The 22,251-nt window shown below is 70.8% G+C and carries 20 protein-coding genes and 1 pseudogene; 13 read left to right on the forward strand and 8 right to left on the reverse strand.

Annotated features, from left to right (window positions below; all coding sequences use genetic code 11):
* Positions 1-64: 64 nt before the first annotated feature.
* A pseudogene (locus tag ACIP5M_RS02060) lies at positions 65-666 on the forward strand (ATP-binding protein).
* 192 nt (positions 667-858) lie between these two features.
* The gene (locus ACIP5M_RS02065) at positions 859-1,833 is read left to right on the forward strand and encodes a DUF5926 family protein (RefSeq protein WP_401190842.1); all 975 of its coding nucleotides are present in this window, start codon (positions 859-861) and stop codon (positions 1,831-1,833) included.
* A 180-nt stretch (positions 1,834-2,013) separates the two neighbouring features.
* Here ACIP5M_RS02065 and ACIP5M_RS02070 read toward each other — a convergent pair whose 3' ends face one another.
* Both ACIP5M_RS02070 and ACIP5M_RS02075 read right to left on the reverse strand, forming a co-directional pair.
* The gene (locus ACIP5M_RS02070; RefSeq protein WP_401190844.1) at positions 2,014-2,622 is read right to left on the reverse strand and encodes a hypothetical protein; all 609 of its coding nucleotides are present in this window, start codon (positions 2,620-2,622) and stop codon (positions 2,014-2,016) included.
* 109 nt (positions 2,623-2,731) lie between these two features.
* Positions 2,732-3,454: a bifunctional DNA primase/polymerase gene (locus tag ACIP5M_RS02075; RefSeq protein ID WP_401190846.1), complete on the reverse strand. Its 723-nt coding sequence runs from the start codon at positions 3,452-3,454 to the stop codon at positions 2,732-2,734.
* A 450-nt stretch (positions 3,455-3,904) separates the two neighbouring features.
* On the opposite strand from ACIP5M_RS02075, the gene ACIP5M_RS02080 reads away from it, so the two are divergent.
* Positions 3,905-5,434, forward strand: coding sequence for a PP2C family protein-serine/threonine phosphatase (locus tag ACIP5M_RS02080; RefSeq protein ID WP_401190848.1), 1,530 nt, complete (start codon positions 3,905-3,907; stop codon positions 5,432-5,434).
* 131 nt (positions 5,435-5,565) lie between these two features.
* On the forward strand, positions 5,566-7,032 hold the full coding sequence (locus ACIP5M_RS02085; protein WP_401190850.1) for an aminopeptidase P family protein: 1,467 nt from the start codon (positions 5,566-5,568) through the stop codon (positions 7,030-7,032).
* Positions 7,033-7,114: 82 nt separating this feature from the next.
* On the opposite strand, the gene ACIP5M_RS02090 is transcribed toward ACIP5M_RS02085, so the two are convergent.
* Positions 7,115-7,558: an ATP-binding protein gene (locus tag ACIP5M_RS02090; protein WP_401190852.1), complete on the reverse strand. Its 444-nt coding sequence runs from the start codon at positions 7,556-7,558 to the stop codon at positions 7,115-7,117.
* Positions 7,559-7,776: 218 nt separating this feature from the next.
* Here ACIP5M_RS02090 and ACIP5M_RS02095 point away from each other — a divergent pair, with 218 nt between their 5' ends.
* The 9 genes from ACIP5M_RS02095 to ACIP5M_RS02135 all read left to right on the forward strand — a co-directional run bounded on the left by ACIP5M_RS02095 (position 7,777) and on the right by ACIP5M_RS02135 (position 17,637).
* Positions 7,777-8,625: a hypothetical protein gene (locus ACIP5M_RS02095; RefSeq protein ID WP_401190853.1), complete on the forward strand. Its 849-nt coding sequence runs from the start codon at positions 7,777-7,779 to the stop codon at positions 8,623-8,625.
* Between the two features lie 107 nt (positions 8,626-8,732).
* On the forward strand, positions 8,733-9,464 hold the full coding sequence (locus tag ACIP5M_RS02100; protein WP_401190855.1) for a YcnI family protein: 732 nt from the start codon (positions 8,733-8,735) through the stop codon (positions 9,462-9,464).
* 122 nt (positions 9,465-9,586) lie between these two features.
* Positions 9,587-10,240, forward strand: coding sequence for an SCO family protein (locus tag ACIP5M_RS02105; RefSeq protein ID WP_401190856.1), 654 nt, complete (start codon positions 9,587-9,589; stop codon positions 10,238-10,240).
* A 35-nt stretch (positions 10,241-10,275) separates the two neighbouring features.
* On the forward strand, positions 10,276-10,743 hold the full coding sequence (locus ACIP5M_RS02110) for a copper chaperone PCu(A)C (protein ID WP_401191836.1): 468 nt from the start codon (positions 10,276-10,278) through the stop codon (positions 10,741-10,743).
* A gap of 22 nt (positions 10,744-10,765) precedes the next feature.
* Positions 10,766-12,763 carry a copper resistance CopC/CopD family protein gene (locus tag ACIP5M_RS02115; RefSeq protein ID WP_401190858.1) on the forward strand — a complete coding sequence of 666 codons (1,998 nt, stop codon included), beginning with the start codon at positions 10,766-10,768 and terminating at the stop codon, positions 12,761-12,763.
* A gap of 5 nt (positions 12,764-12,768) precedes the next feature.
* On the forward strand, positions 12,769-14,046 hold the full coding sequence (gene efeB, locus ACIP5M_RS02120) for an iron uptake transporter deferrochelatase/peroxidase subunit (protein ID WP_401190860.1): 1,278 nt from the start codon (positions 12,769-12,771) through the stop codon (positions 14,044-14,046).
* Positions 14,047-14,089: 43 nt separating this feature from the next.
* The gene (gene pheA / locus ACIP5M_RS02125) at positions 14,090-15,025 is read left to right on the forward strand and encodes a prephenate dehydratase (RefSeq protein ID WP_401190862.1); all 936 of its coding nucleotides are present in this window, start codon (positions 14,090-14,092) and stop codon (positions 15,023-15,025) included.
* Positions 15,026-15,550: 525 nt separating this feature from the next.
* Entirely contained in the window at positions 15,551-16,828 is a 1,278-nt protein-coding gene (gene serS, locus ACIP5M_RS02130) for a serine--tRNA ligase (protein WP_401190864.1), read from the forward strand.
* Entirely contained in the window at positions 16,825-17,637 is an 813-nt protein-coding gene (locus tag ACIP5M_RS02135) for an HAD family hydrolase (RefSeq protein WP_401190866.1), read from the forward strand. Before serS ends, ACIP5M_RS02135 begins: the two co-directional genes overlap by 4 nt.
* A 162-nt stretch (positions 17,638-17,799) precedes the next feature.
* On the opposite strand, the gene ACIP5M_RS02140 is transcribed toward ACIP5M_RS02135, so the two are convergent.
* The 5 genes from ACIP5M_RS02140 to ACIP5M_RS02160 all read right to left on the reverse strand — a co-directional run bounded on the left by ACIP5M_RS02140 (position 17,800) and on the right by ACIP5M_RS02160 (position 22,065).
* Entirely contained in the window at positions 17,800-18,462 is a 663-nt protein-coding gene (locus ACIP5M_RS02140) for a rhomboid-like protein (protein ID WP_401190868.1), read from the reverse strand.
* 94 nt (positions 18,463-18,556) lie between these two features.
* Entirely contained in the window at positions 18,557-19,276 is a 720-nt protein-coding gene (locus ACIP5M_RS02145) for an ABC transporter permease subunit (protein WP_401190870.1), read from the reverse strand.
* A gap of 14 nt (positions 19,277-19,290) precedes the next feature.
* Positions 19,291-20,202 (reverse strand): ABC transporter ATP-binding protein, encoded by a 912-nt coding sequence (locus tag ACIP5M_RS02150; protein WP_401190872.1) that lies wholly within the window; start codon positions 20,200-20,202, stop codon positions 19,291-19,293.
* Positions 20,199-21,086, reverse strand: coding sequence for an ABC transporter permease (locus tag ACIP5M_RS02155; RefSeq protein ID WP_401190874.1), 888 nt, complete (start codon positions 21,084-21,086; stop codon positions 20,199-20,201). Before ACIP5M_RS02155 ends, ACIP5M_RS02150 begins: the two co-directional genes overlap by 4 nt.
* Positions 21,076-22,065, reverse strand: coding sequence for an ABC transporter ATP-binding protein (locus tag ACIP5M_RS02160; RefSeq protein ID WP_401190876.1), 990 nt, complete (start codon positions 22,063-22,065; stop codon positions 21,076-21,078). The genes ACIP5M_RS02155 and ACIP5M_RS02160 overlap by 11 nt, the downstream gene beginning before the upstream one ends.
* Between the last annotated feature and the right edge of the window lie 186 nt (positions 22,066-22,251).

Below are 22,251 nucleotides of genomic sequence, written 5' to 3' on the forward strand. Positions count from 1 at the left end.
CACCTCCACCACTTCCCTCACAGGGTGTGCCCCGGCGCATCCGCTCCGCATTCGGCCGTCGCCAATGCGTCAGAGGGCTCCGCCGCGGCGGTTTCCGGTCCAGGCCATTGGGGCATCCAGACCATGCGTGGGGCTAAGGAGGTTCCGGGGGTGGCGTTGGTGGTGGCACAGGAAGTGCCCACGTCGTCGTGCATGGACGTACGCCATGGTCCTGCGGGCGTGGGCGAGGCGAGACACCGGATGCGTGAGCAATTGCGTATCAGCGGGGTGTCCGAATCGGTCGTGGACGATGCCGTACTGATCCTTTCCGAACTGCTCAGCAACGCCTGTCGACACGGCAGGCCACTGGGCTCACGGGAAGTCGGGGACGGGGAGATACGCGCCGCATGGCGCATCGATCATGCGGGCCGGCTGACGGTCGAGGTCACGGACGGGGGCGGGCCCACTCGCCCCGTTCCCGCGACGCCCTCGGTCACCGCCCGCGGCGGCCGGGGGCTGAACATCATCAGTGCCCTTGCCCAGGACTGGGGTGTCCGGGATGGAGCGTCAGGCGAGGTCACCGTCTGGGTGATCATCGCTGGTGGGGCCCGGCACGACGATTTCGCTACGCGCGTTGCGCCCCCGGCGATCGACTTCAGTACGGCCTTCGACGATCTGGATCCGTGACACCGGGATCCGTGACACCGGGATCCCTGACACCGGGATCCCCGACACAAAAACCGGTCATCCGTACGCGCGGCCGTCCGGGAGCGCACGCCGACCGTGCTCCCGGCCGCACCCGCCCGGTTCCGGCGGTACGAACGGCTAGGCTCGCGCCCAGACACGACGCCGTACCGCCGCAACCGGGAGACACCCACGATGGCCAAGAAGCGCCCCGCAGCGAAGACTGCAAAGCCGCAGCTCAAGAACGGTGAAATCCCGGTGGTGGGCGCCCGCGAGCCCTGCCCCTGCGGCTCCGGGCGCCGCTACAAGGCCTGCCACGGCGCGGCCGCCGCGCACGCCGTCACCGAGCACGTGCGGCGTCCCTTCGAGGGTCTGCCGGGCGAATGCGACTGGGTCGCGCTGCGCGAGCTCGTGCCCGCGGCGACCGTACCGCTGTCCCTCAAGGGCGGGCTGCCGCAGGGCGTCCCCTCCGTCACGCTGGTGACCGTCCTTCCCCTGGCCTGGCCCGCGCTGCGTCGCGAGGACGGATCCGTCCTGCTCGGCCTGCAGAACGAGTCCTCCACGGGGGACCTCAGCCGCGACATGGCCGACACGCTGGAGCGCGCCCTCGTGGCGGAGCCCGGCACCCCGGTTCCGGCCCACCGGGTTCCGGCCGACGGGCCGCGACTTCAGGATCTCCTGGACACCGACGGCGGTTTCGAGCCGGTTGTGCACACCGGCTTCGAATTCTGGATTCCGGAATCGGAGAGCGCCCAGAGCGCTTCTCCGGAGATCGCCGCCTCGCTCGAGCGTGCCAACGCGGCCGCCATCCCCACCGTCAAGCTGGCCGGCGTGGACGCGGCCTACTGGTGCGAGACGCCCGAGAAGAACCACCTGCGCTGGGTCATGCCGCACCCCGAGGAGAAGCTGCTCGACGCCCTCGCGAGGCTCCACGCGGCGGGCACCTCCTCGCTCGGCGAGGGCACGAAGCTCGTCGGTTCCTTCCGCGCGCACGGCCTCATGGTCCCGGTCTGGGACCTGCCCACCGGGGTCACGGCGGACGATGTCGAGAAGCCGGCGGCGGAGTTCGCGGAGCGGCTGGCCGGGGCCCTGGCCTCGGCGGAACCGCTGACCACGGAGGAGCGCCGGGCGCGCGGCGGACTCACCAACCGCCAGGTGACCCTCAGCTGACCCGCGCGCCCGCGCAGAGTCGGTGACCGGAGTCACAACTCCCGCTAATCGTCTGCAAATCGGTGTCTGAATATCGGAGATCGAATTTGCGAACAGGCGATCTCTTGTTACCGTTCTTGTAGCCCGGTCGCTGGTGCATCCCCCGTCGCCAGCGACCGGGCGCTTCCATTTCGGCGGTGCTCAACCGTCACCCGGAGCCGGTGAGTTGCTACCGGACCGCAGCAGCAGCTGCCCTTCATCATCCGGAATTGCAAATTCCGCAACTGCCGAGTAGCCGTCCGGATCACCGTTCGACTCCTCCCTCGGCGTCTCGCACAGCCCCGGCTCGTCGCCCGGGCCGACCGCGCACCGGATCTGCACCGTCCGGCCGGCCGGCCCCATCACCGTCAGTACGGCGTCCAGCGCGCGGCCACTGGTGTTCCGGTAGTAACTGCGGCCCCACGTCCGGCCTTCGGCCACCAGGACGCAGGTCTGCGCCTCCACTCCGTGCGGCGAGGACACCTCGGGTCCGCAGGTGGAATCCGTACGGGGCTGCTCCGCCGGACCGGGCTGCGGGGGCCCGGCCTCGGCCGGCGAGCCCGGAGACCGCTGTGGTGCGGAACGCGCGGAGTCCGGGGGCTGCGGGGATCCCGAGGAGCGCGAGGCGTCCGAAAGCCCGAGCGCCGAGATCAGGCCGCCGCCTTTTCCGTCATCTTGACCGGCAAAATCCGGCCCCGCGATCGCTCCGGCCAGGGGGAGCGACAAGATGATCAGCACACCGGCGCCGATACCGATCAGGCGGAGATTCATTCGCCGAAGATAGCGAGGCGGGAATGGGGCACGGAGATGCCCGCGCCCAATTCCCTTGGAAACCCGTGCCGCCGGCACCCGTACGAGTGATGCACCGGGTGCGGGCGGGTCAGTACGCGAGCCTGCTGCTGCCGCCGCCGGGCGCGCCGCTGCTCGCCTCGACCAGCGCGTCCACGACCGCCTCGACCTCGGGCAGCCAGAGACGTGCCGCTCCGGGCCGTCCCGGCCCCGGCCGCGGCTCCCGCTCCCAGCGCACCTGGCCGCCACTGGACGCGGCGGAGGGCGGCAGGAGCAGATAGCCGCCCTCGCCGTGGAAGCGCAGCGAGGAGGGCACCTGGTCCTTGGCGTAGAGGAGTTCGCCGAGCCGCTCCAGCGAATACGGCGCCACCAGCAGCGACCAGCGGGTGGGAGTGGCCACGACCGGCCCGAGCCGCATGCCCTGCGCGTCGAGCCGTACGAGGGCACGCGACGCCGCGCCGGCCGGGAGGCTCACCGCGCACGGGGCCGCCCCGCCGGTGGCCATCAGAACGGGGGCGCTGGGCCGGTTGGTCCACCACCAGGTCACCATCCGGGGGTCGGTGGTGGCCGCGAGCAGTCCGGGGTCGAAGGGATGGGCGCCGGGGACGACGCAGTCGGGGTCGGGGCAGGCGCAGCGCGAAGCGTCCGCGGCGGACCGGCCGACACCGGGCAGTACGGGCCACTGCCATGCGGTGGCGCAGGTGAGCGCCGCGTCGAGGAGAGCCGGCGTGCCGCCGCTCCGTCCCGGGGTGGGGCGCAGGGATTGAAAGCGATCGCGGAGCCGCTGGAGACGCCTTCCGAGGATCTCGCGCATGAGCGCTCGTTCCTTTCCGTTGAACGCCGAGGGCCACATCACACCATGTAACCGGTGTCTCACCACACGTACACGTTTCGCGTCACTGTCCGCTATAAGCAGGTTCACACGGTTCGTGCAGTTTTCTTACGGGTCCATCAAACGTCCGGCGGGGGCGAAGCGCGACCCGCACCGGTGCCCAGACCGGCTGCCGCCGCTAAGGACGACGGCCCGTGCCGGACGGTTCCCGGGCGGTACCGGAATCGTGCCGAAGGGGCGTCGGGGCGGGCAGGGACCGGGCAAGGGAGAGCCAACTGGCCCCGGGCACTACCGATTACGTACCCGAACCCCTTGTGGAGCCCGCCCAGTCGACCTCAAAAACCGTCTGCTTCCAGCTTTTTCCGGCCAAGTTCTAGCCTTGGCCCGACAGTGAGTTGCCGCCTCACGGACACCAGGATTCCCACCTGGGCAATGCTGGACATGCATCCATGTGTGCGTGTAGATGTGGATTCCTTGATGGCGGCGCAGCACGATCTGGGGGTTTGCGATGCTATTTGGCGAATCGCACCAGGTGGAAAGGCGGACGCCATGAGCGCCCCGCATCTGCCGAAAGTGGCTGGAATCGATCCAGCAGTTACGGCGTCACCGCACACTGCGGCGCCCACGCCCGCACGGACTGCTCCCGCCCAGGCCCCCGCACCCGGCCCGGGCAGTCTCATCCAGGACCGGCTCGCCGGCATGGTCTCGGACCTCACCACCCTCCACGAACTCACCGAACGCCTGGCCCGCACCGGCGATCTCGACTCCTCTCTCCACGAATTCCTGCGCGCCGGCGCCGCCCTCGTCGGTGCCCGCCGCGGCCTGATCGTCCTGGAGCCCTCCGACGGGCTCGGCCCCACCAGCACCATCGGCCTCGGCCTCGGCCACTCCGACCTCGGCCACATCGAGACCGTCCCGCGCAGCGCGACCTCGTACGGCCGCATCCTCGACGGCCTCCCCGACGCCCACGGCGGCTCGGAGGTGCTCCCCGAGCCGGACGCCCCCGCCGGCGTCGGGGGGTTCGCCGCCCCCGTCGATCCCCGCCACCGAGAGGTGGCCGCGCGTCTCGGCTACGCCGCCAGCTACGCGCTGCCGCTCACCGCGGAGGCCACCGGCCGGCTCGGCGCGGCCGTCTGGCTGTACGACGAACAGGCCGAACCGGGCGACCGCCAGCGCGACCTCGTGGGCCTGTACGTGCGCCACGCCGCCGAGCACGTGGCCCGCATGGTGGAGGTGGAGCGCTCCCGCTCGCGCCTGGCCACCGTCGCCGAGGAGCTGCTGCCCAGCCGGCTCCCCCGGGTCCCCGGGGTGCAGCTCGCCGCCCGCCACCACACCGGGCCCCTCGGCGGGGGCGACTGGTACGACGCCCTGCCGCTGCCCGAGGGCGCCCTGGGGCTGGCCGTCGGCTCCGTCACCGGATCGGGGCCGAGCGCCGTCGCCGCGATGGGCCGGCTGCGCGCCTCCCTGCGCGCCTATGCCGTCATGGAAGGGGAGGATCCGGTCGCCGTCCTGTCGGATCTGGAGCTGCTCCTGCGCCTCACCGAGCCGGCCCGCTCGGCCACCGCGCTCTTCGCGTACTGCGAGCCCGCCCAGCGCAAGATCCTCCTGGCCGGGGCCGGGCACACCCCGCCGCTGCTGATCGGGGAGCGCCGTACCGAGTACGTGGAAACCTCGCTCTCCGCGCCTCTGGGGATGCTGTCCTGCTGGGAGGCGCCGAGCGTGGAGCTCGAGCCCGCACCCGGAGAAACGGTGCTGCTGTACACGGACGGGCTGCTGCGCCGTACCGGCGACCCGATGGACCGCGCCTACGCCCGGCTGCACGCGGCGGCCGCGGGGGTGCCCCGTAGCGCCCGGGACGACCCGGCCGCCCTCTGCGACCACGTCCTGCGAACCGTGCTGCCCGAAGAGGAGCCTGCCGACCTTCCCGAGGACATCGTGCTGCTCGCCGCCCGATTCGAGTGATCGACACCCTTTTGCGGCGTTGGTCGCTATTTGTGCAATAGGGCACAAGGCCCGCCGGGCCCCGCCCGTTCGCACATACGATGGACGAGGTCCACACCCAGGTCCGTGTCTGTCGTAGCTGAGGAGAAGACGTGGCTGACGAGCTCACCCCGGAGACCCCGGAAGAAGAGCAGCCCAAGAAGACGCACAAGCAGCGCAAGAACGGGCTGTACCCGGGCGTCAGCGACGAACTCGCCGAGAACATGCGATCGGGCTGGGCGGACACCGAGCTGCACGGGCTGGAGCCCATCGCGCAGGCCGCGCACACCGCCGCCCGCCGCGCCGCGCTGTCCGCGCGCTTCCCCGGCGACCGCCTCGTCATCCCCGCCGGCCGCCTGAAGACCCGCTCGAACGACACGGAGTACCCCTTCCGCGCCTCGACCGAGTACGCGTACCTCACCGGCGACCAGACCGAGAACGGCGTTCTCGTCCTGGAACCCACCGGGGAGACCGGCCACACCGCCACCGTCTACCTGCTGCCCCGCTCCAACCGTGAGAACGGCGAGTTCTGGCTGTCGGGCCAGGGCGAGCTGTGGGTCGGCCGCCGCCACTCCCTCGCCGAGGCCGAGCAGCTCCTGGGCATCCCGGCCAAGGACGTGCGCGAGCTCGCCGAGGCCCTGGCCGAGGCCGAAGGCCCGGTCCGCAACGTCCGCGGCCACGACTCCGTCATCGAGGCCGCCCTCACCGACAAGGTGACCAAGGAGCGCGACGAGGAGCTGCGCGTCTACCTCTCCGAGGCCCGCGCCGTGAAGGACGATTTCGAGATCGGCGAGCTGCAGAAGGCCGTCGACTCCACCGTCCGCGGCTTCGAGGACGTCGTGAAGGTCCTCGACAAGGCGGAGGCCACCTCCGAGCGCTACATCGAGGGCACCTTCTTCCTGCGCGCCCGCGTCGAGGGCAACGACGTCGGCTACGGCTCGATCTGCGCCGCCGGCCCGCACGCCTGCACCCTGCACTGGGTCCGCAACGACGGCGACGTCCGCTCCGGCGACCTGCTGCTGCTCGACGCCGGCGTGGAGACCCACTCCCTCTACACCGCGGACGTCACGCGCACGCTGCCGATCAACGGCACGTACACCGACATCCAGCGCAAGATCTACGACGCGGTCTACGAGTCCCAGGAAGCCGGCATCGCCGCCGTCAAGCCGGGTGCGAAGTTCCGCGACTTCCACGACGCCTCCCAGCACGTGCTCGCCGAGAAGCTCGTCGAGTGGGGCCTGCTGGAGGGCCCGGTCGAGCGCGTCCTGGAGCTCGGCCTGCAGCGCCGCTGGACCCTGCACGGCACCGGTCACATGCTCGGCATGGACGTCCACGACTGCGCCGCCGCGCGCACCGAGGCGTACGTCGACGGCACGCTGGAGCCGGGCATGTGCCTCACCGTCGAGCCGGGTCTGTACTTCCAGGCCGACGACCTGACCGTGCCCGAGGAGTACCGCGGCATCGGCGTCCGGATCGAGGACGACATCCTCGTCACCGAGGACGGCAACCGGAACCTGTCGGCCGGGCTGCCGCGCACCTCGGTCGAGGTCGAGGCCTGGATGGCGCGGCTCAAGGGCTGACGCAGCACCGACGCGGGGTGACCACACCGGTCGCGCGTGACGGAGGGCGGGTTCCCGGCTGGGGGCCCGCCCTCCGGCGTTCCTAGGACACCTTCAGCAGCGCGCCGTCGCGCCACTTGAGCATCTTGTCGAAGCTCACCACCGCGCCGCGGCCCGGCCGGTTGCGCAAGCGGACGTGGTCGGCGAGTTCCGCGATCAGGTGCAGTCCCCGGCCGTGTTCGGCGAGCGAGGGTCTGAGGCGGGCCACTGTCGCGGGCGGGAATCCCGGCCCCGAATCGGTCACCTCGATGTGGCAGCGGTCCCCGTCCAGGTAGGCCGTGACGTGGTACGCCTCGGTCTCGTCCGTGGTGCCGCCGCACCCGCCGTGCTCCACCGCGTTCGCGCACGCCTCGCTCAGCGCCACCGACAGATCGTAGGAGATGTCCGGGTCCACCCCCGCGGTCTCCATCGTCCCCAGCAGCAGTCGCCTGGCGAGCGGCACGCTCGCGGCTTCGCGCCTCAAGTGGAGAGACCACCAGATGCTCATACGGTTACGTATTGCCGCCCGTGGCGCACCGTAAGCGCCCGGGCGGCCGTCGGAGCCCCCTTTGCCCTCGTTCGGCCGATGCGACTCTCCCGGGCACCGGTGTATGCGGGCCAGGAGGGCCGGCGCGGGCGCCTTCGGGGGGCGTTCCAGCCGGACTCAAGGGACCTTCCGGACCTGCCGTATGAAAGGCCCGAGCGCAGTGCGATGATGGCCCGGCCATGACTGCCCCCCACGCGACGCACGCCGGAGCCGGCCTCCGGCTGATCCGGGCCGCGGTGTTCACCGCGGTCTGTGTAGTGCTGTCCGCCGCGGGGCACGCCCTGGCATCCTGCGCCACCGTGCCCTGGTGGTCCCTGTCCCTCGGCTTCCTCGCCGTCTTCGCGGTCGCGGCCCCGCTCGCGGGACGCCGGCGGACGCTGCCCGGCATCGCCGCGGGGCTCACCGCCGGACAGCTCACCCTGCACGTGCTGTTCGGCCTCGGCCAGCACGGCGCAGCAACGTCCCAGGCCCAGGTCCCGGCCGCGACCTCCGACGGCTCGCTCGCGGAGCTCGCCGCCCGGCTGGTGTGCGGGGGCAACTCCGTACCGCTCAGCCCGGCCGACGCCCGGCAGGTCCTGGAGACCGCCGGCCTGGACCCGGCCGCCCTGGCCGCACAGGCCGGACAGCTCACCCAGGCGGGAGGAATGGCCGCCCAGGGGCACGGCGCCCACGCCCACCTCGCACAGGCCACCACCCTGCCCGCGACGACCGGCCTCTTCAGCCCGGCCATGCTGCTGGGCCACCTGCTGGCCGCGCTCGCCGCCGGCTGGCTGCTCGGCCGGGGCGACGCCGCGCTCTTCCGGCTCGTCGAACTGTCCCGGCTGTCCGCCGAAGCCGATCCCGTACGGCCGCTGCGCGCCGCACTGGCCTTCGTACGGGCCCTCGGCGCCGGGCTCCCGGGCGCGCCCGTCCGTACGCCGCGGTCCGCGCGGGCCGATGCGGCATCGCCGGCCGCGACCGGCCGTGAGGCGCTCCAGCACACGGTGATCAGGCGCGGGCCGCCCACGGCGCTCGCCCTCGCAGCCTGACGCGGCACCCTCTTCTCCGGGACACACGGTGGGAGCACCGGTGCCGCGAACTCCGCGCGCCCGTGCGCGGAGCCACCGTCACCCTGCTTCCCTGGAGCGTTTCCGCCATGAAGACCTCTCGCATCTCCTTCGCCGCCGCCCTCGCCGCCGGTGCCGTCCTCGTCCTGTCCGGTCCTGCCTTCGCGCACGTCAGCGTGCAGCCCGGCGAGGCCACCAAGGGCGGCTACGCGACGATCAACTTCAAGGTGCCCAACGAGCGCGACAACGCCTCGACGACGCAGCTCGAGGTCAACTTCCCGATCGACCAGCCGCTCACGTCCGTCATGCCGCAGGACGTCCCCGGCTGGACGGTGACCATCGAGAAGAGCAAGCTCGACAAGCCGCTCACCGTGCACGGCAAGCAGGTCAACGAGGCCGTCACCAAGGTGACCTGGACCGGCGGCAAGATCGAGCCCGGCAAGTTCCAGCAGTTCCCGGTCTCCGTCGGCAAGCTCCCCGAGAACGCCGACCAGATGGTCTTCAAGGCGATCCAGACCTACGACAACAACGAGGTCGTCCGCTGGATCGAGGAGGCCAAGGAGGGCGCCGCGGAACCGCAGACCCCGGCTCCCGTCCTGAAGCTGACCGCCGCCAAGGGCGCCGACGGCCACCACGACGCCGGTGACAAGAAGGCCGACGCCAAGAACTCCGGCACGGGCGCGGACGCCGGGCACGGCCACGACGAGGCCACCGGCAAGCAGGGCTCCGACACGACCGCGCGCGCCCTCGGCATCGCCGGCATCGTCATCGGACTGGGCGGTGTCGCCTTCGGCATCGCCTCGCGCCGCCGCTCCGCCTGATCTGCCCGACCTGCCTGACGACTCCCTGATCCGCCTGGCCCGCCGCGCCCGTCGACCTGGCGCGCCCGTGGACCAGGTGCTCAAGGACCATCCGTAACAGCCCCGATCCCAGGGACATCTCCATGCGCACCACACGTGTGACGGTCGCCGCTCTCCTCGCGGCGGCCGCGCTCACCCTCACCGCCTGCGGCGGCGAGGCCGCCAAGACCGGCTCGGTCACCCAGATCAGCGGGGGCCAGAACAACGCCAAGGCCGGAACCGTCCTGGACCGCCCGTTCACCAAGCCGGAGCTGGTCCTGACGGACACCACCGGCAACCCGTGGAACCTGCGCGAGCAGACCAAGGGCAAGCCGACGCTCATCTACTTCGGCTACACCAACTGCCCCGACGTGTGCCCGCTGACGATGAGCAACATCGCCGTCGCCAAGAAGTCACTCCCGAAGGCGGACCAGGACAACCTCCGGGTCGTCTTCGTCACCACCGACCCCGAAAGGGACACCCCCGCCTCCCTCGGCGCGTGGCTCAAGGCCCAGGACCCGTCCTTCACCGGACTGACCGGGGACTTCGCCACCATCCAGGCCGCCGCGCGCTCGCTCGGCATCGGCATCGAGGCCGCCAAGAAGGAGGCCGACGGCAGCGTCGTCTCCATGCACGGCGCCCAGGTCATCGCGTTCTCACCCAAGACCGACGAGGGCTACGTCCTCTACGGCGAGGGCGCCACCGTCGACGACTACGCCAAGGACCTGCCGAAGATCATCAAGGGGGAGAACCCGTGACCGCCCGCACCACCCGCACCACCCGCACCAGCGCCATGGCCGCCGTCCTGACCCTGACGGCAGCCCTCGCCATATCCGGCTGCTCCGACTCCTCGGAGGGGCCGGCCAAGCCCTCGATGAAGGTCAGTGGCGCCTTCATGCCCCAGCCCGTCAACGACAAGATGGCCGGCGCCTTCATGGTCATCGAGAACGACTCCAAGACCGCCGACAAGCTCACCGGCGTCACCTCCACGCTCTCCGACGATCTCCAGATCCACGAGACCAAGGACCAGAAGATGCAGCAGGTCCCGTCCTTGGACGTGCCCGCCAACGGCGAGCTCAGGCTCGAGCGCGGCGGCAACCACGTCATGTTCATGGGGCTCAAGAGCACTCCCAAGGTCGGCGACAAGGTCACCGTCGAGCTGCGTTTCGAGAAGGCCGACCCCGTGAAGGTCGAGCTCGACGTGAAGGAACGGACGTACACCGCGCAGGCTCCGGCATCCACAGCCGGCGACGCCCACTGACGGACCGAGGAACCGACACGCCATGACGGCCACCGCTCCCGCCTCCTCCCTGGCCCGCGCCCGCGCCACGGCACTCCTGCCGCGGCTCGCGCTGGTCCTCGCAGCCCTGCTGGCAACCCTGTTCACCGCGGCCTCCCCGGCCTCGGCGCACGCCGCACTCACCGCGAGCGACCCCAAGGACGGGGCGGTGGTCGCCACGGCGCCCGCCCAGGTCACGCTCTCGTTCTCGGAGCAGGTGGCGATGGGCGACGACTCCATCCGCGTCCTGGACCCCCGGGGCAAGCGCGTGGACACCGGGGAACTGCGCGACATGTGCAGCGGGAGCACCGTCCGATACGGCACCGCACTGCAGTCCGGCCTGCCCAACGGCACCTACACCGTTGCCTGGCAGGCCGTCTCCGCCGACAGCCACCCGATCTCCGGCGCCTTCACCTTCTCCGTCGGCGCGCCCTCGGCCACGGAGGTCGCCCTCCCGAAGCGGCAGGCGGGTGGCGGTCCCGTCGGCATCGCCTACGGGATCGCCCGGTACCTGTCCTACGCCGGTTTCACCGTACTGGTCGGCGGCGCCGCCTTCATCCTGCTGTGCTGGCGGCGGGGCGCCGCCGAGCGGCCGCTCCAGAAGCTGGTCGTGCGCGCCTGGGTCACCTTGACCGCGGCCACCCTGGCGATGCTGGTGCTCCGCGGGCCGTACACCAGGTCCGGGAAGTTCGCCGACGCCTTCGACCTCGATGCCCTGAAGACCGTCCTGGAGACGAAGGCGGGCGCCTCCCTGGTTTCCCGGCTGCTCCTGCTCGGCGCTGCGGCCCTCTTCATCGCGGTCCTCTTCGGCGTCTACGCACGGCGCGTACAGGGCTCCGTGACTGCTGCCGACTCAGAGCCCGACGTCCAGGAGGCCAAGGACACCAGTGACCTCGCCTTCGGCCTGGCCATCGGCGGCGCCGTCGTGTCCGGCGGCATCGCGGCCACCTGGGCGCTGTCCGAGCACGCCTCCACCGGTATCCAGCCCGCGATCGCCATGCCTGCGGACATCCTGCACCTGTTGGCCGTCGCCACCTGGCTGGGCGGGCTCACGGCTCTGCTCGTCGCCCTGCACCGGATCCCCGGTATCGAGCGGGCTGCTGTCCGGCGCTTCTCCCGGGTGGCCTTCGTCAGCGTCCTGGTGCTCGCCGTCACCGGCGTCTACCAGTCCTGGCGCCAGCTCGGCAGCTGGTCCGCACTCACCGGCACCGACTACGGACGGCTGCTGCTCGTGAAGGTCGGCCTGGTCGCCGTTCTCGTCGGGATCGCCTCCGTGTCGCGGAGGTGGACCGCGCGGCTCGGTGATGGCGGCGCCCGCGAGCCCGAGAAGGCCGCCGAGGCCGACGAGGCCGACGGCGAGCGGTCCGCCCGGCTCGTCGTGCAGCGCGATGTTTCACGTGAAACACAGCCCGTCACCGTGCCCGCCGACCCCGAGCGCGCCGCGCAGCTCGCCCGGCAGCAGGCCGCCCGCGAGGCCGCGCGTCAGAAGCAGGTCCGCAACGCCGACCCGGACCGTGCCGGCCTGCGCCGCTCCGTCCTCGCCGAGGCGGGCATCGCCGTGGTCCTGCTCGCTGTCACCACGGTCCTCACCAGCACCGAACCGGGGCGCACCGTGGAACGGGAAACGGGCCGCGCCGGGGCCACCACCGCCGTTCCCGACCGTGCCGTCAAGATCACCCTGCCCTTCGACACGGGCGGCCGGAACGGCAAGGGGAACATCCGGCTCGAGCTCGACCCGGGCCGGGTAGGGGCCAACACCCTGCACCTCTGGGCCGAGACCGGTGACGGCAAGCCCTTCGACCTCCCCGAGGTAAAGGTGGCGTTCACCCTGCCCGCGAAGGACATCGGCCCCCTGCCCCTCGTGCCCGAGCAGGCCGCACCCGGGCACTGGACCGCGTCCGGGGTGCAGTTGCCGCTCGCCGGCGACTGGCGCATCGACGTGACCCTCCGTACCTCCGACATCGACCAGACGACCGTCCAGAAGACCGTGAAGATCGGCTGAACAGCGTGACCGAGACCAACCCCGACATCGAGATCTCCCGGCGCAGGCTGCTGGGCACCGTCGGCGCCGCGGGGGCCGCCGGGCTCGCGCTCGGCGCCGCGGGCGGCGCCCTGGCGCACTCCGCGCTCGCCGACTCCGGGAGCGGCTCGGGCTCAGGGGCCCCCGGTGGCCTGACCTCCGTCGGTGCCACCCAGGTCGCCTTCCACGGCGATCACCAGGCCGGTATCACCACGCCCCTGCAGGCCAAGGGCCACCTCGTCGCCTTCGACCTCGTGGGCGGCGCGGGCCGCAGGGAGGCCGCCGCGCTGATGCGGCGCTGGTCGGACACCGCGCGGCTGCTCATGGCGGGCGAGACCGCCGGACCTTCCGACACCGGTATCGCCCTCGATGCCGGTCCGTCCTCCCTCACCGTCACCTTCGGTTTCGGGCATTCCTTCTTCGAGCGCACCGGCCTCACCGCCCGTCGGCCGGTGGCCCTGGACCCGTTGCCGGACTTCTCGTCCGACCGGCTCGACCCGCAGCGCAGCAACGGCGACCTGTGGGTGCAGATCGGCGCGAACGACGGGCTCGTCGCCTTCCATGCGCTGCGCGCCCTCCAGAAGGACGCCGGGGACGCCGCCCGTGTCCGCTGGCAGATGAACGGCTTCAACCGGTCCCCGGGGGTCACCGCCACCCCGATGACCGCCCGCAACCTGATGGGCCAGATCGACGGCACCGGCAACCCGAAGCCCTCGGAACCCGACTTCGACAAGCGGATCTTCGTCCCCGGCGCGGGCCCCGGGCCGGCCGAGCACTCCTGGATGGCCGGGGGCTCGTACGCGGTGGTGCGGCGCATCCGGATGCTCCTCGACGACTGGGACAAGCAGTCGCTCGCCCAGCAGGAGCAGGTCATCGGCCGTACCAAGGCCACGGGCGCGCCCCTGACCGGCGGCAGCGAGACGTCGGAGCCGGCACTCGACAAGATCGGCCCCGACGGCAAGCCGGTCATCCCGTCCAATGCCCACGCCCGGATCTCCGCCCCCGAGCAGAACGGCGGGGCCTCGATGCTCCGGCGTCCCTTCTCCTTCCACGACGGGATCGGCGCCGACGGGGCTCCCGACGCCGGCCTCCTCTTCGTCTGCTGGCAGGCCGACCCCTTGCGCGGATTCGTCCCCGTCCAGCGCAAGCTGGACCGCGGGGACGCGCTGTCGCAGTTCATCAGGCACGAGTCGAGTGGCCTGTACGCGGTTCCGCCCGGCCCGCGCACCGGGGAGTACGTGGGGCAACGCCTGCTCGAAGGGTGAACAAGCGCCTGTGGGGGCAGTGCCCCGGCATTAGGCTGATCGCATGTCGGCCACCCGCTTCACGTATCTCGGACCCGAGGGCACTTTCACCGAAGCCGCCCTGCGCACGCTGCCGGAAGCCGCCACCCGGGAGCTCGTCCCGATGGTGTCGGTGCCGGCCGCGTTGGACGCCGTGCGCAACGGCGAGGCCGCGGCCGCCCTCGTACCGATCGAGAACTCGGTGGAGGGCGGGGTCACCGCCACCCTCGACGAGCTGGCTTCCGGCGAGCCCCTGATGATCTACCGCGAGGTGCTGCTGCCCATCGCCTTCGCACTGCTCGTCCGGCCCGGCACCGCCCTGTCCGACGTCAAGACCGTCACCGGGCACCCGGTGGCCCAGCCTCAGGTGCGCAACTGGCTGCGGGCGCATCTGCCCGACGCGGTGTGGGAGTCGGCCGCCTCGAACGCAGACGGCGCCCGGCTGGTGCAGGAGGGCCGGTTCGACGCCGCCTTCGCGGGCGAGTTCGCCGCCACCACCTACGGGCTGGTCCCGCTGGTCACCGAGATCCACGACGCGGAGAACGCCGAGACCCGGTTCGTACTGGTCGGGCGGCCTGCCCGGCCGGCGGCTCCCACCGGCGCGGACAAGACCTCGGTCGTGCTGTGGCTCGGCGACGACCATCCCGGTGCGCTGCTGGAGCTCCTCCAGGAGTTCGCCGTGCGCGGGGTCAACCTGATGCTGATCCAGTCGCGGCCGACGGGTCAGGGCATCGGCAATTACTGCTTCGCGGTCGACGCCGAGGGCCACATCTCCGACCGTCGGGTCAGTGAGGCGCTCATGGGCCTGAAACGGACGTGCCCGCAGGTCCGCTTCCTGGGCTCCTACCCGCGTGCGGGCGTCGCTCAGGGTGACGTACGCGCTCCCCGGCCGGGAACCTCCGACGGCGACTTCACAGCGGCCTCCGACTGGCTGACGCGTTGCCTCGACGGGCGGGCGTAGGACGTCGTCCGCTGTCCACAGAGTTATCCACAGGCCGAGATGGGGACCTGGGGACAAGTCGACACAGCGGCCCGACAAGGTCGACATATCGGTCGGGTGGCGCAGGTTTCGCGCTGGAGAGCGGAAGGTGAACGGCGTCACCTCCGTATCACCGATCAACTCTTTGGGGCGAGTCATTCCCACCCGAATGAGTGTGTGAGGGTGGTTTGAACCTTGATTCGCACTGAGGGCTCGGCGACGGGGAATGATCTATTCCCGTGTCCACAGATCCGGCCCACAGCCTGTGGATAAGGTGGGGGTAGCGGGAATTCCTGTGGACAAGGAACGCACTGCGGCCCTGCTCAGGGCTTACCGGCCGACAACGCCGTGCCCCTTTTCGGGGAATGGGCCGCTTTTATTGACCACCCGAGAGGGATCACTTCCGGCCGACCGCCACCACTTATCCATTCACGGCAATTAGGACATAGCGACACGCAGCGTGATATCGGTGTGATCCCCGGAAGCCCAGCCCGGTAGCCTGGAGGGGTGATTGACCTCCGGCTGCTCCGTGAAGACCCTGACCGTGTCCGCGCCTCGCAGCGCGCCCGTGGAGAGGACGTCGAACTCGTCGACGCACTGCTCTCCGCCGACGAGCGCCGCAGGTCCTCAGGCATGCGCTTCGACGAACTGCGCAATGAGCAGAGGTCCCTGGGCAAGCTCATTCCCAAGGCCTCCCCAGAGGAGCGCGCCGAGCTGCTGAAGCGGGCCGAGCAGCTCAAGCAGAACGTCAAGGCCGCCGAGGCCGAGCAGAACGACGCCGACGAAGCCGCCAAGAAGCTCCTGCTCCAGCTGGGCAACATCGTCCACGAGGACGTCCCGGTCGGCGGTGAGGAGGACTTCACCGTCCTGGAGACGCACGGCACGATCCGCGACTTCGCCGCTGAGGGCTTCGAGCCCAAGGACCACCTGGAACTCGGCGAGTCGCTGGGCGCCATCGACGTGGAGCGCGGCGCCAAGGTGTCGGGCTCGCGCTTCTACTACCTCACCGGTGTGGGCGCCCTGCTGGAGCTGGCCCTGGTCAACGCGGCCATCGCGCAGGCCACGGAAGCAGGGTTCATCCCGATGCTCACCCCCGCGCTGGTCCGCCCGCGCGCCATGGAGGGCACCGGCTTCCTCGGTCAGGCCGCGGAGAACGTGTACCACCTGGAGAAGGACGACTACTACCTGGTCGGCACCTCCGAGGTCCCGCTCGCCGCGTACCACATGGACGAGATCATCGACGCCGAGAAGCTGCCGCTGCGGTACGCCGGCTTCTCGCCCTGCTTCCGCCGCGAAGCGGGTACGTACGGCAAGGACACCCGCGGCATCTTCCGCGTCCACCAGTTCGACAAGGTCGAGATGTTCTCGTACGTCGCACCGGAGGACGCCGAGGCCGAGCACCAGCGTCTCCTGGAGTGGGAGAAGCAGTGGCTGACCAGCCTGGAGCTGCCGTTCCAGGTGATCGATGTCGCCACCGGTGACCTGGGCGCCTCCGCCTCGCGCAAGTTCGACTGCGAGGCCTGGATCCCGACCCAGGGCAAGTACCGCGAGCTGACCTCGGCCTCGAACTGTGACGGCTTCCAGGCCCGCCGTCTGTCGATCCGCTACCGCGACGGCAAGAAGACCCAGCCGCTGTCCACGCTGAACGGCACGCTGTGCGCCGTACCGCGCACGATCGTCGCGATCCTGGAGAACCACCAGCAGGCCGACGGTACGGTGCGGGTGCCCGAGGTGCTCCGTCCGTACCTCGGTGGCCGCGAGGTCCTGGAGCCGATCACCAAGTGAGCCCGGCCCCGTTCCCGTACAAGCTCGTCGCGACCGATCTCGACGGCACGCTGCTGCGTGGCGACGACACCGTCTCGGAACGCACCCGTGAAGCGCTCGTCGCGGCCACCGCGGCGGGCGCGGTGCACATCATCGTCACCGGCCGAGCCGTGCCGTGGACGCGGAGCGTGCTGGACGATCTCGGCTACCAAGGGATCGCCGTGTGCGGACAGGGCGCACAGGTCTACGACGCGGGCGCACACCGGCTCCTGACCTCGGTCACGCTGGACCGGCAGCTCGCCGGCCTGGCGCTGTCGAAGATCGAGGCCGAAGTGGGGCCGCTGGCCCTGGCGGCCAGCCGGGACGGGGTGGACGGCGACGTCCTGTTCGGGCCCGGTTACCAGGTGCAGGAGGGCCTCCCGGCCGTCTACCTGGAGGACACGGCCGCGGTGTGGACGGCTCCGCTGAACAAGCTCTACATCCAGCACCCCGAGCTGGACGACGACACGCTCGTCAAGGTGGCCCGGGAGACCGTGGGCAATCTGGTCGACATCGTGATGGCCGGTCCCGGCATAGTGGAGATCCTGCCGCTCGGGCTGACCAAGGCCACCGGCCTGTCGCTTGCCGCGCGCCGGCTCGGTGTGAAGGCCGCGGAGACCATCGCCTTCGGCGACATGCCCAATGACATCCCGATGTTCGGCTGGGCCGCCCACGGCGTGGCGATGGCGAACGCGCACGCGGAGCTGAAGGCGGTGGCCGACGAGGTGACGGCCTCCAACGAGGAGGACGGCATCGCGGTGGTGCTGGAGCGTCTGCTGGGCGCCGGGTAGCGGTACGACGTACGAGAGGTCCGGGGCAGCCCGCGCCAGAAGGCGCGCTCGAAGTGGCTGCCCCGGACCTTTTGTTGCTCCCCGCACGACTCACTCTGCCCCGCGCCAACGTCCCGTACCAGCGAATTTCCGTGCATCGGCCGTGGCGAAGGCGCGAGGACGCTAGCGATGTTTCACGTGAAACAGGGCGTGTGTTTCACGTGAAACATCGTGGCGGGTGAGCGGCCACGCGAGCAGGCCGACCGCCAGCGAGATGGCGTGGCCGAGGTCGGTGAAGGTTCCGCCGGTGGCCAGGGGCAGACCGAAGAAGGCCACCGCACCCGCCAGGTAGAACCATCTCCAGGGGTTGGGGAGGCGGTAGGTGAGGACTCCTACGGCGGCTGCCAGTCCGTAGCTGACGCCGATGTCGACCACGTGGGTCATGCTGCGCGGAGCGCGGTTGTCCTGAATGGCCGTCAGCAGGACCTTCTGGCTGACCAGGGTGGCCACGACGTGGGCGGTCGCGACGATCACGAGCCAGCGCAGGGTGCCGAGCCAGCGTTCGACGGGCGCGTGGAAGAGCTCGAAGAGCACGGCGTACAGGGCGAGCGAGGCCGGGTTCTCGATCCAGAAGGCGCTGCTGAGGAGTGCCCGGACGGGGTGCTGGTCGAGTTGGTGGATGTTGCTGCTGTTGCGGTGGAGCAGGACGCGTTCGACCTGGTCGGGCGCGATCACGACGATGACGCTGGTGACGGCGATGATCAGCAGCCAGATGTGCGTTCCGGGCGAGGAGCGTATCCAGGACCGCAGGGGCCTGGACGGCTCGGGCTCGGAGTGCTCGATCATGCCCCGATGATGCCCCGCGAAGCTGTGCCCCGCCTGGCCGGTGGGCCGGGCGGGGCACAGCTTCGAGCGGGGTGCGTCGGGGCGGGAGCGGGGCCTACTCCTCCCCGGCCAGGGTGAGGCGGCGCAGCTTCTGGCCCGCGTAGGCGGTGGCTCCGACGGTGACCGCGGAGAGCAGGACCACGGCGGTGGGCAGTCCGACGGTGGCGTCGACGTACCCGTCGCCCGCCACCTTCTCCGCGAGGGAGAGGGCCCACTGCTGGACGCTGAGGGTCTTGGCGCCGGAAACCAGGCTGCCGAAGAGCGACTCCCAGATCAGGGCGTAGACCAGGCCGAAGACGACCGCGTGCCGGCTGACGGTGCCCAGCAGCAGGAAGAGGGCGCTGTAGGCGATCGAGGCGACGAGGGCGGCGACCGTGTAGGCGACGGCGATCTGCTGGCCGTTGCCGTTGAGGATGAACCCGGCGATCAGGGTCGGGATCGCGGAGAACGCCATGGTGACGGCGATCGCGACGATCAGCTTGGTCATGATGATCGTCGGCCGCTTCACCGGCTTGGAGAGCAGGTAGACGATCGATCCGTCGTCGATCTCAGGGCCGATGGCTCCGGTGCCGGCGATGACACCGATCAGCGGGACCATCGTGGCGAGGGCGAAGCCACCGAGCAGGTCGGCGGCGACCTTGTCGTCGACGCCCGTGAGCGCGCGCACGGCGATGGAGATGAGGATCAGCAGGGCGGGCAGCAGGAAGAGGATCAGCGCCCGGCGCCGGCCGAGCAGGGCCCGGTAGGTGAGCCGGGCAACGGTGGGGTTGTACATGGGTGCCAGCTCCTTCAGGCCGCGACGAGGTAGGAGAAGACCGACTCGAGGGACTCGTCGGAGGGCGAGACCGTCAGCAGGCGGATGCCGTGCGCGCGGGCGACCCGCGGCAGCAGCTCGGTGAAGCGCCCGAAGTCGACGGCCTGGATGCGCAGGGCGCCTTCCTTGAGGTCGACCTCGATACCGGCTGTGGACGGGTCGGCGATCAGGGCCGCGGCGAGGGCCCGGTCGTCCGAGGAGCGGATGAGGTAGCGGTGCGGGCGGTCCGTCATCAGCCGGCGGATCTTGCGGAAGTCGCCGGAGGCGGCGTGCCGGCCGGCGACGACCACCTCGATGTGTGAGGCGAGCTGCTCGACCTCCTCCAGGATGTGGGAGGAGAACAGGACGGTGCGGCCCTCGTCGCCCATGCGCCGCAGCAGGTCCATCAGCTGCATGCGCTGGCGCGGGTCCATGCCGTTGAAGGGCTCGTCCAGGAGCAGGACGGACGGCTCGTGGACCAGCGCGGAGGCCATCTTCACGCGCTGGCGCATGCCCTTGGAGTACGTGGAGATCTTGCGGTCCTGGGCGTACTCCATCTCGACGGTGGCGAGCGCCCGCTGGGCCGCCGCGTCGTCGAGCCCGTGCAGCTCGGCATTGGCCACGACGAACTCCCGGCCGGTGAGGAAGTCGTACATCGCCTCGCGCTCCGGCACGACGCCGATCTGCGTGTAGACCTCTTCGTTGCGCCAGATCGGCGCCCCGTCGAGCGTGACGGTGCCCGTGGAGGGGGCCAGGAAGCCGCCCATCATGTTGATCAGCGTGGACTTGCCCGCGCCGTTGGGGCCGAGGAGTCCGGTGACCCCCGGACCGATGCGCATGGTCACGTCGTTGACGGCGACGACGTTCCCGAACCAGCGGGAGGTGTGGTCGATGTCGATGATGGTCACAGCCCGGCCTTCCGGTAGCGGGCCATCAGGGCGGCGTAGGAGCCGGCGATGAGGCCGAGGATGACGAGCAGGTAGACGAAGCCGGTGCCGGCCGAGGGACCCTCGCCGCCGGGGAAGGCGGAGGTCGCGCCGAGGAACGCCGTCTGGAAGCCGTCGATCAGGGTGATCGGGGAGAACAGGCCCAGCCAGTCGATGGCTCCGGCGTTGCCGGTGTTGTACGAGATGCCCTGGACCGCGGTCACCGCACCGAACGGGATGAGCAGCACGGCGATGATCGCGGCGACACCGAACCCGCGGCGCGGGGTGAGCGCCGCCATGACCAGGCCCAGTCCGGCGAAGAGCAGCGACAGCAGCAGCACCGACACGAGTCCCTGCCCGAATCCCTTGGTCTGGTCGCCGAAGTCGAACTTCGCCAGCAGCGAGCCGATCCACATGATCAGCAGCGGGGTGGCGGTGAGGATGAACAGGGCCGAGGCCATGGCCGCGTACTTGGCGATGACGTAGTCGACCCGCTCGATGGGCCGCGAGAAGTAGAGCGGCACGGTCTTGAAGCGCAGGTCCCGGGAGACCGACTGGGGCGCCTGGGAGGCGAGGTAGAGGCCGATGACCACCTGCGTGGTCAGGGCGTACGTCGTGTACTTGATCGGCAGTTCGGTGGTGCCGGGAACGGCGATGGCCACCGCGACGAGGATCAGCGCGGGCACGCACATCACCGCGAAGAGGATCATCGGCAGGACCTTGGACTTGGCGGAGCGGCCGAGTCCGTAGGCGCCGCGCAGGGACTGCGAGAACAGCGACTTGCGGGCGTAGGCACGGCCGAGCCGGGGGCCGTCGTAGGACCGGTAACCGATGTTGTGGATCTGGGTCGAGGTGTCAGGCGCCATGGGAACCGGCTCCCTTCTGCTGGGCGGCCCGCGAGGGCTGGTCGTTGTCGCGGAAGACCTCCGCGATGTGGTGGCGGCGCTGCTCCATGCGGACCAGGCCGATGCCCAGGTCGGCGACGGTGTCGCGGACGGTGTCGTAGGTCTCCTCGCCCGTGGCCTCGACCAGCAGGATGTGTCCGGCGCCGGGCAGGCCCTGCTCCTCCGCCGCGTGGAGGGCGATGCCCGCCTCGGTGAGCGCCTTGCGCAGGGCGGCGCTGCCGTCCGGGTGGGCGTCGGAGTCGGTGACCTCGACCGCGAGGGTCGTGGTGGTCTGGGTGAAGTCGCTGGTCGAGCTGGAGCGCAGCAGCTTGCCGCCGTCGACGACCACGACGTGGTCGCAGGTCCGCTCCAGCTCTCCGAGGAGGTGGGAGGTGACCAGGACGGAGATGCCGAAGTCCGTGTGGATACGGCGGATCAGGCCGAGCATCTCGTCGCGGCCGACCGGGTCCAGACCGTTGGTCGGCTCGTCGAGGAGGACCAGCTGCGGGTCGTGGACGAGGGCCTGGGCGAGCTTGACGCGCTGCTTCATGCCCGTGGAGTAGCCGCCGATGGGACGGTAGCGCTCCTCGTACAGACCCACGTGGCGCAGGGTGTCGGCGGTGCGCTCGCGGGCCGCCGTCGGTGGCAGGCCGGACATGCGGGCCATGTGGACGACGAACTCGGTGGCCGAGACGTCGGGCGGCAGGCAGTCGTGCTCGGGCATGTATCCGACGCGTTCACGGATGGCGCTGCCATGCGTGGCGACGTCGAGGCCGAGCACGGCGGCACTGCCCTCGGTGGCGGGGGACAGTCCCAGCAGGATCTTGATCAGCGTGGACTTGCCGGCTCCGTTGGCACCCACGAGGCCGGTCACACCAGGCCCGATGTCCAGGGAGAGCCGGTCGAGGGCGGTCACTCGGGGGTACCGCTTGCTCAGGCTTTCGGTCGCGATGACAGTCACAGGCCCGACGTTAGTGGCGCGGGCCGGGCCGATCGTCAGACTTGGAGCGGGAACCTGTCTCCGCCTTCAGGACTACGGACCCTGACACAAGGCTGATGTGAACCGGGCGGATGCGGGCCGGCCGGTGCGGGCCGGACAAGTTGTCCACAGGTCTGTGCACGACCCTTGACGTGATCTCCAGTCATT

Source organism: Streptomyces sp. NPDC088762, from assembly GCF_044750905.1.
GTDB lineage: Bacteria > Actinomycetota > Actinomycetes > Streptomycetales > Streptomycetaceae > Streptomyces.